Origin of the sequence: Psychrobacter sp. PL19, assembly GCF_017875835.1 — a bacterium.
In the GTDB taxonomy this organism is placed as follows: Bacteria; Pseudomonadota; Gammaproteobacteria; order Pseudomonadales; family Moraxellaceae; genus Psychrobacter.
In genome coordinates, this window is the sequence record NZ_JAGING010000001.1 from 2,352,274 (window position 1) to 2,365,712 (window position 13,439).

General features: G+C 44.1%; 11 protein-coding genes. 5 read left to right on the forward strand and 6 right to left on the reverse strand.

Features of this window, described 5'->3' with window-relative positions; all coding sequences use genetic code 11:
- Positions 1–52 precede the first annotated feature (52 nt).
- On the reverse strand, positions 53–1,237 hold the full coding sequence (pheA, locus tag H4W00_RS09370) for a prephenate dehydratase (protein ID WP_209957564.1): 1,185 nt from the start codon (positions 1,235–1,237) through the stop codon (positions 53–55).
- Positions 1,238–1,678: 441 nt separating this feature from the next.
- Between pheA and H4W00_RS09375 the strand changes: the two genes are divergently transcribed.
- On the forward strand, positions 1,679–2,620 hold the full coding sequence (locus tag H4W00_RS09375; protein ID WP_209957566.1) for a transaldolase: 942 nt from the start codon (positions 1,679–1,681) through the stop codon (positions 2,618–2,620).
- Between the two features lie 276 nt (positions 2,621–2,896).
- On the opposite strand, the gene H4W00_RS09380 is transcribed toward H4W00_RS09375, so the two are convergent.
- Positions 2,897–3,466: an adenine phosphoribosyltransferase gene (locus tag H4W00_RS09380; protein ID WP_209959126.1), complete on the reverse strand. Its 570-nt coding sequence runs from the start codon at positions 3,464–3,466 to the stop codon at positions 2,897–2,899.
- Positions 3,467–3,803: 337 nt separating this feature from the next.
- Between H4W00_RS09380 and H4W00_RS09385 the strand changes: the two genes are divergently transcribed.
- Both H4W00_RS09385 and H4W00_RS09390 read left to right on the forward strand, forming a co-directional pair.
- Positions 3,804–3,968 (forward strand): rubredoxin, encoded by a 165-nt coding sequence (locus H4W00_RS09385; RefSeq protein WP_209957569.1) that lies wholly within the window; start codon positions 3,804–3,806, stop codon positions 3,966–3,968.
- A gap of 31 nt (positions 3,969–3,999) precedes the next feature.
- Positions 4,000–5,022, forward strand: coding sequence for an alpha/beta fold hydrolase (locus tag H4W00_RS09390; protein ID WP_209957571.1), 1,023 nt, complete (start codon positions 4,000–4,002; stop codon positions 5,020–5,022).
- Positions 5,023–5,163: 141 nt separating this feature from the next.
- Here H4W00_RS09390 and H4W00_RS09395 read toward each other — a convergent pair whose 3' ends face one another.
- Complete coding sequence (locus tag H4W00_RS09395; protein ID WP_209957574.1) at positions 5,164–6,246, reverse strand: WG repeat-containing protein; 1,083 nt, start codon at positions 6,244–6,246, stop codon at positions 5,164–5,166.
- A 397-nt stretch (positions 6,247–6,643) separates the two neighbouring features.
- Between H4W00_RS09395 and H4W00_RS09400 the strand changes: the two genes are divergently transcribed.
- Positions 6,644–7,576, forward strand: a complete 933-nt coding sequence (locus H4W00_RS09400) for a DMT family transporter (protein ID WP_209957576.1) — start codon at positions 6,644–6,646, stop codon at positions 7,574–7,576.
- Positions 7,577–8,007: 431 nt separating this feature from the next.
- On the opposite strand, the gene H4W00_RS09405 is transcribed toward H4W00_RS09400, so the two are convergent.
- Complete coding sequence (locus H4W00_RS09405; protein ID WP_209957578.1) at positions 8,008–9,411, reverse strand: solute carrier family 23 protein; 1,404 nt, start codon at positions 9,409–9,411, stop codon at positions 8,008–8,010.
- A gap of 477 nt (positions 9,412–9,888) precedes the next feature.
- Between H4W00_RS09405 and H4W00_RS09410 the strand changes: the two genes are divergently transcribed.
- Positions 9,889–11,322: an L-serine ammonia-lyase gene (locus H4W00_RS09410; protein WP_209957580.1), complete on the forward strand. Its 1,434-nt coding sequence runs from the start codon at positions 9,889–9,891 to the stop codon at positions 11,320–11,322.
- Between the two features lie 122 nt (positions 11,323–11,444).
- On the opposite strand, the gene H4W00_RS09415 is transcribed toward H4W00_RS09410, so the two are convergent.
- Together H4W00_RS09415 and argJ are read right to left on the reverse strand one after the other, a co-directional pair.
- Complete coding sequence (locus tag H4W00_RS09415; protein WP_209957582.1) at positions 11,445–11,843, reverse strand: DUF4377 domain-containing protein; 399 nt, start codon at positions 11,841–11,843, stop codon at positions 11,445–11,447.
- A gap of 337 nt (positions 11,844–12,180) precedes the next feature.
- Positions 12,181–13,404, reverse strand: a complete 1,224-nt coding sequence (gene argJ / locus H4W00_RS09420) for a bifunctional glutamate N-acetyltransferase/amino-acid acetyltransferase ArgJ (protein WP_209957584.1) — start codon at positions 13,402–13,404, stop codon at positions 12,181–12,183.
- Positions 13,405–13,439 lie beyond the last annotated feature (35 nt).

Genomic DNA, 13,439 nt, shown 5'->3' on the forward strand with positions numbered 1-13,439 from the left:
GAGTACTCATCTACTATGGGTATTTATGGGTATTAACAGTAAGGTGCTCTAACTATAAAACAGCTTTTGGATAAGAGCCTAATATACGTAAATCTTTAACCAATGGGCGGATATCAGCAATCGCAGCGCTGACATTGGGGTCTTGAATATGGCCGTCCATATCAATAAAGAACACATAAGCCCATTTGTTTGGACGCTCTGGACGAGTTTCAATACTGGTCATTGATACGCCGTGATACGATAAGGGTTTTAGAATTTCAATCAACGCGCCAGCTTTATCATTAGCGGAGACCATAATCGAGGTTTTATCTTGCCCTGATGGCGCAATCGCTTCGTGACCGATAATGAGAAAGCGGGTGGTATTACTTGGATTGTCTTCGATATTTGAATAGAGCTTATGTAGGTCATATTCTGCAGCGGCTACATCGCCAGCGATAGCCGCTGAATGCCACTCATTTTTAAGACGACGCGCCGCTTCGCCATTACTAGAGACCGCAACGCGCTCTATGTTGGGAAAGTTGACATCGAGCCAATGACGACACTGAGCAAGTGATTGCTGATGCGAGTAAATACGGCTTAGACCATCAAGCTTGGTGTGTTCAGCCACTAAAAAGTTCTGATGAATGGGCAGCTCAACCTCGCCAATAATCTTCAATGTTGAGGATAAAAATCCATCTAGCGTGTGATTCACTACGCCTTCAGACGAGTTTTCTACTGGTACTACGCCATACATGGCAGTACCCGCCTCTACTTCACGGAACACATCGGTAATGGTAGTCAGTGGCAGAGTGTCGGCTGCTTTACCAAAATGCTTTAATGCAGCGGCATGAGTGAAGGTCCCCAAAGGACCCAAAAAGGCGATACGTTGCGGGGCTTCTAAATCTAGGCAGACCGACATAATCTCACGAAATAGGCGCGCCATTTTTTCATCAGCGATAGGTCCCGTATTACGAGCCATCACCGCTTTTAATACTTGCGCCTCACGTTCAGGACGATAAAATATGGGGTTGCGCGCCGTAACGTCAGCATCACTATTGGCAGCATGCTCCTTTTTCACAACAGCGACTTGTTGCGCTAACTGGGCACGATTATTAATTAATGCCTGAATTTCGCAGTCTACCGTATCAATATTTTGACGTAGGCGATTTAAAAACGCTTGATCGGTTGAGGTGTCGCTGACGTCTGGGGTAGTTTGGTTCAGATTGTCCGTGTTTTGCTCTGATGACTGCTCACTCATTACCGTTTATCCTTTTTTAGATCTGTTAGATATCACTGCGATACCGTTAAATGCCAATACATTTAGCCGATTATTAGTATATCTAGGAAGTCATTTGCTACCAGATACGTCATACCAATAGCTAATCATAGCTAATTATTGTTGGTCTTTATCAGCCTGCTAAGTCCCTACTGGGTAACTCTAAAGGTTGCCGCCTATACTATAGCAAAAACGAGACAGGGTGCCCATGTGTAAATAGGTGTAAATAGGTGTAAATAGCCATAAACAACTATAAACACGCAAAACGGTATAAATCTTAGCGTAGTTACTGAATATGACCGCTGAACGCTATAAAACTATCGACAAACCCAGTCGCAAAACTATGTTAAAGTTCCAAGCTGTTGACTATTAGAACCATTAATAAGCAAATAATACCGTTAATTGAACCTATAAGGATATACGATGAGCGCATTACAACAGCTTCGCACTATGACCACTATTGTCGCTGATACGGGCGATCTTGCCACTATTGCGCGCCTAAAACCTATTGATGCGACCACCAACCCCAGCCTAATTACCAAGGCGCTCCTCCATCCTGACAATCAAGCCATGCTTGCCGACACCATGAGTCAGCATCAAGGTGATGTAGATGCCACCATTGACGCACTCACTATTCAGGTGGGCTGCGATATTTTAGAGTTAATTGAGGGTCGAGTCTCAACCGAGGTCGATGCTCGATTGTCTTATGACACCCAAGCGACCATTGATAAAGCGTTAGAGTTTATGGCAGCCTACCAAAGAGCGGGCGTTGACCCTGAACGTGTATTAATTAAGATGGCAGCTACCTGGCAAGGTATTGAAGCAGCACGCTATCTTGAGACTCAAAATATTCACTGTAATTTGACACTGCTATTTGGCCAGCATCAGGCAGTCGCCTGTGCAGATGCCGGTGTGACCCTGATCTCACCATTCGTTGGCCGTATTTTAGATTGGCAAAAACGCCAGCAAAACCGTCAAAACGTACCAGCATCTGATGATATGGGCGTACAATCAGTAAAGCTGATTTATCAATATTATAAGCAGCACGGCTATAAGACGCAGGTGATGGGTGCAAGCTTTCGTTCAACTGAGCAGATATTGGCACTGGCAGGCTGCGATTTATTGACTATTGCTCCGAACTTAATTGATGAGCTAGCGGCAATGGATATCACCGTGACTCGCCAGCTGTCTTCGAGTATGTCAATGGAGTTGGACAGCATGAAGCGCGTGAGCTTAACGCAGGAAGAGTTTAGTCAAGCCTACCAACAAGATAAAGTCACTCAAGACTTATTGCCCAAAGGCATTGACGGCTTTATCAACGCTCGTGATGAGCTTGGTCATACCTTGGCAGCTATACGCAATTAGTATTAGAAAATTGGCATTAGAGAGAACTTAAGATGTTTATTCGATGAGCTTTCTTATAAACATTTGAAGTTAGTAGGTAATATAAGGACAATTTAGGCTCAGTGTATTAGACTCAGTGTATTAGACTCAGTGTATTAGACTCAGTGTCTAGTTTAACCACCCTCTTTCATCTTTAAAAAAATATCTTCGAAAAAAAGCGCGCTGACCTCAAATCAGTGCGCTTTTTTATGCTATATGACTAAGTCATTAATAGCCAAATTCTTAATGGGCAAGTGTTTAAGCTCTTAGCACGGTATAGATGGGTACTGGGAACTCGCCATGTAAAGCCACTAAATCTAACAACACTAATGCACCTACTACCGTATGTGATGCTGATTTACACAGCTCGTAGGCAGTGGTCAGCGTGCCACCAGTGGCCAAAATATCATCGACCAAAAGTACACGCTCAGGTGGCAAGTTACTTTGCATCTCCAACATATCTTTACCATATTCTAGTGAATAGGCTTTGTTAGCCACAGGTGGTGGCAGCTTACCCGGTTTACGCAGCAAAATCATGCCTTTGCCCAATCGACCCGCTAGCAAACTTGCAAATACAAATCCGCGGGCTTCAACCGCACCTAAGCAGTCCACGTCATCCATTAAGCCATCAGGCAATGCCGCTAGCATCGCATCAATGACGTCATTAATATGACTGCGCAGTAATGGCGTAATATCATAAAAATCAATACCGACTTTAGGAAAATCTGGTACTGTGCGGATAATCTGCCAAAACGGATGATCGTTATTGAGCGTATTAGACGCTTCAAGTACGATATCAACTGGTGCATTCACGGCGGTAGCGCTCATAATAACCCTTAACTTAGCTGGCTTGAATAATAATATAACAGCGACAAATAACGTATAAACAGTAAAATTGACGCCGGCCATCATAGCATAACTGACTTTATCGTTGCGGTAGGCAGGCATAAATACTACTTTTTAAATAGCACAAACCATGACCCGTGAGATAAACAACAGCTTGATAAAGGGTTATTAATCTCAATATACAAGTGTAAACTTAAATGTGTAAAGTGTGGTTATATGCTACACTACGCTCGCTTTTATAACCTCTACTAATGAATATTAGCTCAAGTTATAACAGCGGTAATAGGCTGTAAAATTGGTAACAACGATAGGACTATGTATGAAACGTTATGAATGTATTGTTTGCGGTTGGATCTATGATGAAGCGCTTGGCTGCCCCGAAGAAGGTATCGCTCCTGGCACCAAATGGGATGATATCCCTGATGACTGGACTTGCCCAGAATGCGGTGTTGGCAAGATAGACTTTGAGATGATGGAGCTATAAGAAATAGCTGGCACTCTAAATAGGAGATCTCATGACCAACCCCAATTATCCCGATAGTGCTAACTTGCCTGGGCAGATAGGTAATTACCCTACTCACGAATGGCAACGATTTGGCGAGCATTTCTGGCGCGCCTCAGATCTGAGCGAGCACCTTCATCAGGCAATGATCGATATCGGTGACGGCATTGAGCTGTGTATCGAAGCGGGTGGTAATCCTAACAACCCGCCATTGCTAATGGTTATGGGCTTGGGCTCACAGATGATCTTTTGGCCAGACGATTTTATTAAACGTTTGATTAGTGCTGGATTTTTTGTGATTCGTTTTGATAACCGTGATATCGGTCTGTCCTCTAAAGTACAGATTGAAGGCCTGCCGCGCGTCAGCCAGCTAAAAATGATGCTGCGCCTGCAGACGGGTCTGTCTAATAAAGGCCAGCAGGTCGCTTATAATTTGACTGACATGGCTGAGGACACGGTACGGCTGATTAAAGCATTGAATATTAGTAGTACTCATCTACTGGGCGCATCGATGGGTGGTATGATCGCCCAGATTGTCGCGGCGCGATATCCTAGTTTAGTGAAGCGCATGGCCTTGATGTTTACCACCACCAATCGTGCGTTTTTAAAACCCCCTAGAGCCAAGCAGCTGTATACCTTGATCAATCGCCCTGAAAGCCATTCTGAGCGTGATATCGTGCGTCATAGTGTGTGGTTTATGAAGACAGTGGGTACGCCCGGGCATGTGAACGTACGAACGGTTCGTGAGATTGCTAAATTACGTTATCAACGTAATTTCCACCCTCTAGGCTCGGTACAGCAGCTCAATGCTATCTTATCGTCAGGCTCTATCAGCCGCTTTAGTAAGCAAGTCAAAGCGCCGACCATTGTCATTCATGGTAGTGTTGATGGTCTGCTGCCCTCTTCACAAGGACGTGTCGTCGCTAAAACCATTCCGAACGCGAAGTTTCATCTTATAGAAGGCATGGCTCATGATATTCCAGCCTATTATCAGCCTTATTTGGTTGATTTAATCCGCAATCATTTGTTAGATTAACAAGTGTTTAAACGCTTATTGCTCTAAAACCAGACAATGAAAAAGAGAGCAAAGGGTATGAATTATGCATACCTTTTACTCTCTTTTTTTGCACTAGCGCTTTAGCGTTTTTAAGGTATTTTAACTATAGTAACGGCCTCGTTAGTCACAACCAACGCTCGTGCCTGCTGTATCGATGCACATTTTACTGCCATTCTCTAGACTGCCAATCCATGCTTTATTGTCTTTAAACACAAAAGAAGGCACGCCGTTGTAGTTACCATTGGTTATCAAAGGACTGTTATCGAAACGGAAAGGAATCACCAGCTCACCCCCTAAATTGACAAAACCCCAACTATTATTGACGCGTACCCCGGCTAAGCCTTCAGAAAAAGATCGCACTTCATTAAATGAATAGGTAATCATAGTAACGTCATTATCGTCAACAAAGCCCCATCTGCCATCTTGCTGATACGGTAGTAAGGTGGTAAAGCCATCAGATACTGGTAATCCTGCCTGTGCTGGCGGTGATAAAGTAGTGGCCGCCGCATTGTTAGAAGATTGCTGGGTAGAAGATTGTCGGTTAGAAGATGGCTTGCTATCAGAGGCTGATAGCCGATCACTACCGTTCAGGTTGTCGATTACTTTTCCATTTTTATCCACCCAGCTGGTCACTTTATTCTTACGAACGCGAGCGGTACCGCTACGATAGTTATCAATGTCACTAATTGCCGCTGAGAATGGCAGAATAGTCTCATTAGAGGTACTAATAATCCCGTAGTTGCCGCCTTTTTTTACTATAATGCGCCCGTCAGAGACCGAACGAGCCCAGTTTTTGCCGCCAGCCTCATTTAGCATGTCATAGATAGTAGGAATAACCTCGCGACCTTGCATATTCACATAACCAACACGACTGTTACGTTGGACTGGTAATAGGCCATTGGCTATTTTGTTGGCGTCGACTCTTTGGTAGCGTGTTAAATCAATACTCTTTTTGCCGCTGTTATCAATTAGTGCCACAGGTGCACCAAAGTCTTTTATAGCTAAGAAGTAGCTGCTGCTGGCCGTACAGGAAACATTTTTATAATAACTTTTAGGTGGTTTACAGCTGGCTGCGTGGGCCGTCGGTAGTACAACCATGGCCGCTAATAAAGTGCCAAGCGTCAAACCTAACCTCGATGTTTTCTTCAGATGTAAATGAGATATCGACGGTGATTGTGATGTTAATATAAAGCGTTGTGGCATAAATAACCCTAAGCTAAAAGGATTTAAAAAACAATAGCATATGTTGTACATTAAATATTACAGATGAAAGAGTCTAACAAACGGGGTAATCGCAAACTTAAAGTGAGACAGTATTATTTATTATTGGTCGCCGTTACAACCTGCTAGACTAACAAATAGTGAGGGCGACGCCAATATTAATCCTGTAAGAATATAACAGCGTTATATAGCCAGTGTTAGCAACGAGTCCAAACCATAACGTGATGCTCACTATACTTTAATTCTGATAGTGCCAATCCCATTCAAAAACACCTTATTATGAACCCTATATTTTCCCGAGAGCATTTAGATTTTGGGTCAAAGAATCTACAATGTCGGCTTTTTTAAGTGGTTCATTACTCAACTACAAGGGTAGCTTATGGCTGTCTCCTCATCACACTCTGCGTCTACCGGCTTACTTATTGGCTGTATTATTTTCGGCTTAGGCAGCCTGATTGTCGCGCATGTCGATATTGGTGGTTGGGCGATGTCGTTTTGGCGACTTGCTATTTCAGGGATGATATTTGCAGTATTGGCCAAACTAACTGGCCAGCGCCTGCCCCGTTCAAGGCGCGCTATCGTTTATGGTTTATTATCAGGGGTGTTTTTAGGGCTAGACTTAGCCTTGTGGCACGAAAGCATCTATGCCGTCGGTCCTGGCATCTCGACCTTACTTAATAGCTTACAAATTTTCTTTTTAGCCGCTATTGGGTTTTTATACTTTAATGAACGCCAATCTATTTTACAGCTGGTCAGCTTGTGTCTGGCCATGCTGGGAGTGGCGATGATTGGTAGCCCTGAATTTGCTCAAAATACTGCCGCCACTTGGGGCTTCATTACTGGCATCGTTTCCGGTGCCATGCTAGCGGCGTCCATGACTTTTATTCGTAAAACCCACGACACTGAGCCGACACCAATATTTGTGTTGATGCAGCTAATCAGTATTGGTGGGGTATTGGCGATGATTGTGCCGATGTTTGTCTTTGATATGGGCCATATATTGCCCAATACCTGGTCTGAGTTTGGTTGGGTGCTTATCTATGGCGCGGTAATGCAATGTTTGGCTTGGGGACTGATTGCTTACTCTATTCCCAAGCTGTCTTTAACACTGACCGGTTTGCTGCTATTGACTGAGCCTATTGCTGCCTTGTTCATTGACTATAGCTGGTTGGATAAACCCATCAATACCTTACAGTGGAGCGGCGCGCTGTTGACCATGTTTGCTATCTACTCAGGCTCTCTCAAACCCAAGCCACGCGCCCTAAGACGCTATCGATTTTTTGCACGGTTTTATAAGCGAAAATACAAATAGCACTAACGATAAAACGAAGGCTATCCATTCATACAGTATTCACTCAATATCGTGAGAACAGATTGAAAAAATTATTATGAATACGATTCTCAGTAGGATTTTGACAAAGAAAAGCCAGTGACTTTAAGAGTTTCAAAGTCACTGGCTTTTTGCTGGAGTCAATGAAAAGTGATATCGATACATAACGTACTGCTGGCATACGTTTTTCTTGCTTGCTGTGCCTACGCAGACAGAGGCTGCAAAAAGCTTATACCAGCAGTACTATAACATTTAAAGGTATTTTGGCTATTTACTAAGCGATTTTTTGCTATTATCTGTTTGCTATGGTCTGTTTGCTAAAAACCTTACTAAATCGTTATGAAATTTATATTTTTATCTTCAATTGCTCTGGCTATACTTTCCTTGAGCCTTCTGTTCAAAACGCTAATGGCTTAGTCCTTTTGACGATTAAATAAAGCATTAAGCACAATCGCAGTGAGAGTAGCGGTGCCAATACCCCCTAAGTCAAAGCCGCCTAAATGCAAGCTGAAGTTACCAGTGCCCATAATCACAGTGACTGCAGCAATAATTAAATTACTGTTTTTGCTAAAATCAATATGACTGTCTATCCATATTTTTGCCCCAGCAATGGCAATTAAACCAAACACCACGATAGATGCCCCGCCTAATAGTGCCGGTGGAATAGTCTGAATAATCGCGCCAAATTTCGGCGACAATCCCAATAATATAGCGACCACCCCTGCAATCACAAATATGGTCGTGCTATACACCTTGGTCACTGCCATTACGCCAATATTCTCAGCATAAGTAGTCACACCAGTACCACCAAAACCTGCTGAAAAAGTCGTGGCCAAGCCATCAGCAAAGAACGCTCGACCCATATAAGGGGTTACCCGAGCTTTGGTCATGCCTTCGACCGCTTTAAAATGTCCTAAATTTTCGGCAATCAAAATAAAGGCGACTGGCGCAATTAAAATAATCGCACTCATCTCAAAACGCGGTGCATGAATACTCGGCAACCCAAACCACGAGGCTGCTTGGATAGCGCTAAAGTCAATCGGCACCCCAAAGCCCATAATATTGGTCATCACGTAGTAAGCAACATACGATAATATCAAGCCCACCAGTAATAATAAACGCCGCAGCATACCGCGAGTAAATACCGCCACCCCACTGATAAGCAATACGGTCAAGGCCGCCATCCAAGCATCAAACTGGTTAGCCGACACCCCTTGGATAGTCACCGGTGCTAAATTAAGCCCGATAATCATCACGATCGCACCGGTCACAATAGGCGGCATCAAACGTTCAATCCAACCGGTTCCCGTCTTTATGACCAGCAAGCCCACCAAAGCATAGATAATACCGCATACCATAATGCCGCCTAAAGCGACATTCAGGTTACTGTTAAATCCGACCCCAGCATAAGCGGTCACCGCGATGACTGGACCGATAAAGGCAAAGCTTGACCCTAAATAACTGGGCATGCGCCCACCAGTAATTATAAAAAACATCACGGTACAAATACCGGACATTAAAATAGCCATATTGGGATCAAAGCCCATCAACAAGGGTGCAAGTACCGTAGACCCAAACATCGCAAAAGTGTGTTGCACGCCCAATAAAATACTTTTTGATGGCGGTAAATACTCATTGATGCCAACAGGATCACGATCTAAATCACCACCATAGGGACGCCAAGTCGGGAACCAGCGACCATTTTCAAAATCTGGATTGTGCGGCAAGCTCATGGTAGCCGAATCAATACCCGCGGCATCTAGGGCTGTTGGAGAGCGAGGTTCTGCTTGGGACTGTTTATCTGATGGAGTTGCCATACACACTTGTCCTATGTAGCTTACATTAATAATAACAGGCCAATGAAAAATAGTGCGAACCAATACTACCCTATTTGACATATCGCGTTATATTAGCTCATTTATCTAACAAAAAAATCCAGCAGAAAGATTTTTATAAAAATATTATGTTTTACTGGCCGTATCTGATTAGATATGTTTTACTGAACGTACCGCTTTAGTTGCTCGCGCCTTACGGTATTCTACAGCGACGACTACTTACAGGATGTTACATAAGCGTTGATGCCGAGCATCATAACGGAATTTAATAATAAACAACAGCTATTATTCACCCGTCATCTGTATTACCACGTTTAAATATTTCCATAAACGATGCTCCAGATTCACCCATTAGCGGTGCCTGTTACCTATTGCTGCCTTTCACATTTGTGCTACAGGTGCCTAGTCTAGGCTGTGTGATAGCGCTTACTCACTTTTACTTCTTTTTGGTAATTTATTATGATTAGTGTATTTGACTTATTCAAAATCGGGATAGGCCCATCAAGCTCGCATACTGTCGGCCCAATGGTGGCAGCTAATTTATTTTTAGCCTCTTTTCTTAAGCAAGCCGAGCTGACCGATATAAAGGGTATTGAAATTGAACTATATGGCTCTTTAGCCGAAACCGGTAAAGGTCACGCTACCGACACTGCCATACTATTGGGCTTACTAGGCTACGCCCCAAGCACTATTGATACGCGTTTAACCAGCCAATATCTTGCGCCTATTTTTTCTGATAAACAATTGCACATAGCAGGCAGTCATACTGTTGCCTTTGATACCGAGCGCGATATCCACTGGTATGGTGATACCGTCCTACCGTACCATCCTAATGCCATGACCATCCGAGCACTGTTAGCAAATGACAAAAACTATCAACAAACCTATTACTCAGTGGGTGGCGGTTTTGTCATCAATGATGAAGATGCTGACAATCCAGATGAAGATCATGGCACGCCGACTATAAATGTCATTCCTTATCCCTTTAATAGTGCCGCAGAACTTCTTGAACAGTGTCGTCAGCACCGTTTAAGCATTAGTGACTTGGTATTGGCTAACGAATGCCATTATCGCGATAAAAAAGACATCTTTGCCTACTTGGATTCCATTTGGGATGCAATGCAAGATTGCGTGATCCGAGGCTGTCAAAACAGCGGCATATTACCCGGCGGTTTGGATGTCAAACGCCGCGCCCAAGCATTACATTTACAGCTGTGCGCTGAGAAAAATCAACCCATCACAAAAACTGATAAGCTCGCCGCGATGGATTGGATAGACTTGTATGCCTTGGCGGTCAACGAAGAAAATGCCAATGGTGGTAACGTAGTGACCGCACCAACCAATGGTGCTGCTGGCATTATTCCTGCAGTCATGCACTATTATCGCGATTTCTTGTCGAGCTACAGTCAAGATGGTGCCCGCAAATTTTTGTTGAATGCCACCGCTATTGGTAGCTTAATCAAACAAAACGCCTCTATTTCTGGTGCTGAAGTAGGCTGTCAAGGAGAAGTAGGCTCCGCCTGTGCGATGGCTGCCTCGGCGTTGGCTGAAATTTTAGGTGGCGATCCTGCCAAGTGTCTTAATGCTGCTGAAATAGGCATCGAGCATAATCTAGGTCTCACCTGCGATCCGGTTGGCGGTTTGGTACAAGTGCCTTGTATAGAGCGCAATGCGATGGGCGCTGTAAAAGCAGTTAATGCGGCACGGCTTGCCTGCCGTGGTAACGGACAACACTTTGTGTCTTTTGATAAAGTCGTTGAGACCATGAAACAAACGGGCGCTGATATGTTGGACAGCTATAAAGAAACCTCCCGGGGCGGTCTTGCAGTCTATGCAGATAACCGTATACCCACCGCAAGCCAAGGCGTTAGCGTGAAGTATAGTCAGTGCTAATCTAATACAGGCGCACTACTTTATTACCATAAAAAAGGCCTCTAACGAATTAGAGGCCTTTTTGCTACTGGCTTTTTGCAAAGCTCAATAAACTAGATACTATAAACCACGTGAATCAAAAATTACTCAGCAGTTTTTGAAACAATTTCGTTTAGTAACCATACTGGCTTCACCATACCAGAGTCAGTATCAGCAACCGCTTCTTGACGCACATCTAGTACATAACGATAATTTGGCTCATAAGTGAAGCCTTGGATATTACCTGTCAAGGTATTGTAGTTTTTCTGATAGGTCTGACGGTATTGTAGGCATTCGGCTTCAATCTTATTGCCACCGGTGTCCATCATTTCACAGATAGCTTTGCGTGGTGCAATTTCTACTTCAAAACTTGGAATACTAACGACTTTAACACTAACGGCTTGGCCTTCAACGACCATGTCTCGCTCATCATCCAAGGCCATGGTAGAACAGCCCGCTAATGCAAAAGTGGTGGCCATTGCTGCAATTGCTAATTTTTTCATTCATCTATCCTCAGTTAATTACCATTAAATCACTACTGCCGGTCTGCACTGATTAAAATTACTTAAATTGCTTAAATTACTTATAGGTACTTTATTTACACGCTTTATTAGATATGAGCGATTTATTAAAGTCACTTATTCGTGCTCAGAGCAAATCAGGCAGTCATGACAGCAGTATTGAACCCTAGCCAAAGATTGGCCAAGTATCGCCACTACTGTTTAATATTGTACTACCACCAGTATAAGATGCTTGAAACCTTAGCCTCTGTGACTGCTTTGTAACTTAACGTCAGGTTTTGCAACTGAACTTAAGCGTCTGTATAGCGAAATATATGGATCAGCTGCGATAATCTGCATTAATCTTGACATAATCGTAGGACAGATCGCAGGTATAGACGGTGTCGCTTGCGGTACCACGCGCTAAATCAATACGAATAGTAATCTCAGGACGGCTCATGACCGACTTGCCTGCAGCTTCAGTATAATCAGTAGCAACCCCACCATTTTGACAAATCAGCACGTCATCTAATGAGACATCGATCTGCTCGGTATCGAGGTCTTCAACACCAGCATAACCAACGGCTGCCAATATGCGGCCCCAATTGGCATCACTAGCGAAAAATGCGGTTTTGACCAAGGGTGAATGAGCGACAGCATAAGCCACATCGCAGCATTCTTGAGTGGTCTTACCGCCGGTAACATTAACGGTAATAAACTTCGTTGCCCCTTCACCATCACGGACAATCAATTGGGCCAAGCGTACAAAGACCTCAGTCAAGGCTGTAAATAATGGCTGATAATGCGGATGATCCGTGCTATCGATTGTTTGCGTATTGGCAGTGCCCGTCGCTATCAGCACGCAGCAATCATTGGTAGAGGTGTCACCGTCGACCGTAATGCGATTAAAAGATTGCTCGTTGATAGCACTGAGCATTTCTTGCAATAAATCGGCGGCGATATTGGCATCGGTGGCGACATAACCAAGCATGGTTGCCATATTAGGGCGAATCATTCCTGAGCCTTTAGAGATACCCGTGATATGGTAGTCAGTACCGTCAATCTGTAACTGCTGGCTGGCAAGCTTGGGTATAGTGTCAGTAGTACGAATACCATTTGCCGCGGCTAGCCAGTTGTCTGCCGCTAAGTTGGCCAGTGCCACATCTAATCCGGCAATTACCGCGTCGCTATTTAGCGGCTCGCCAATGACTCCGGTAGAAAACGGCAGCACAGTATGAGTATCCACCCCCGCTTTATTAGCCAGTGCCGCGCAGATATTTGCGGCTCGGCGTTTACCATCCGCGCCCGTACCCGCATTCGCATTACCAGTGTTGGTCACCAAATAGCGCGGACTGGCCAGCGCAAAATGCTCGCGCAATACTCGCACAGGGGCCGCACAGAAAGCATTTTTAGTAGTGACCACAGCCGTAGTAGCGCTATCATTAATTTCTATCACGACCAAATCATCACGGTCTTTATAGCGCACGCCCGCTGCAGTGGCACTAAGCTTAATACCGTCGATGGCATAAATTATACTGGGTACCGCGACATTTCCAACAGCCATAGCAAGATCCTTGTTAATTAATTTTTAGCATTATT

Coding starts and splice junctions, on each gene's coding strand:
- pheA (WP_209957564.1), bottom strand. CDS start 1,237: ATGAGTGAGCAGTCATCAGAGCAAAACACGGACAATCTGAACCAAACT.
- H4W00_RS09375 (WP_209957566.1), top strand. CDS start 1,679: ATGAGCGCATTACAACAGCTTCGCACTATGACCACTATTGTCGCTGAT.
- H4W00_RS09380 (WP_209959126.1), bottom strand. CDS start 3,466: ATGAGCGCTACCGCCGTGAATGCACCAGTTGATATCGTACTTGAAGCG.
- H4W00_RS09385 (WP_209957569.1), top strand. CDS start 3,804: ATGAAACGTTATGAATGTATTGTTTGCGGTTGGATCTATGATGAAGCG.
- H4W00_RS09390 (WP_209957571.1), top strand. CDS start 4,000: ATGACCAACCCCAATTATCCCGATAGTGCTAACTTGCCTGGGCAGATA.
- H4W00_RS09395 (WP_209957574.1), bottom strand. CDS start 6,246: ATGCCACAACGCTTTATATTAACATCACAATCACCGTCGATATCTCAT.
- H4W00_RS09400 (WP_209957576.1), top strand. CDS start 6,644: ATGGCTGTCTCCTCATCACACTCTGCGTCTACCGGCTTACTTATTGGC.
- H4W00_RS09405 (WP_209957578.1), bottom strand. CDS start 9,411: ATGGCAACTCCATCAGATAAACAGTCCCAAGCAGAACCTCGCTCTCCA.
- H4W00_RS09410 (WP_209957580.1), top strand. CDS start 9,889: ATGATTAGTGTATTTGACTTATTCAAAATCGGGATAGGCCCATCAAGC.
- H4W00_RS09415 (WP_209957582.1), bottom strand. CDS start 11,843: ATGAAAAAATTAGCAATTGCAGCAATGGCCACCACTTTTGCATTAGCG.
- argJ (WP_209957584.1), bottom strand. CDS start 13,404: ATGGCTGTTGGAAATGTCGCGGTACCCAGTATAATTTATGCCATCGAC.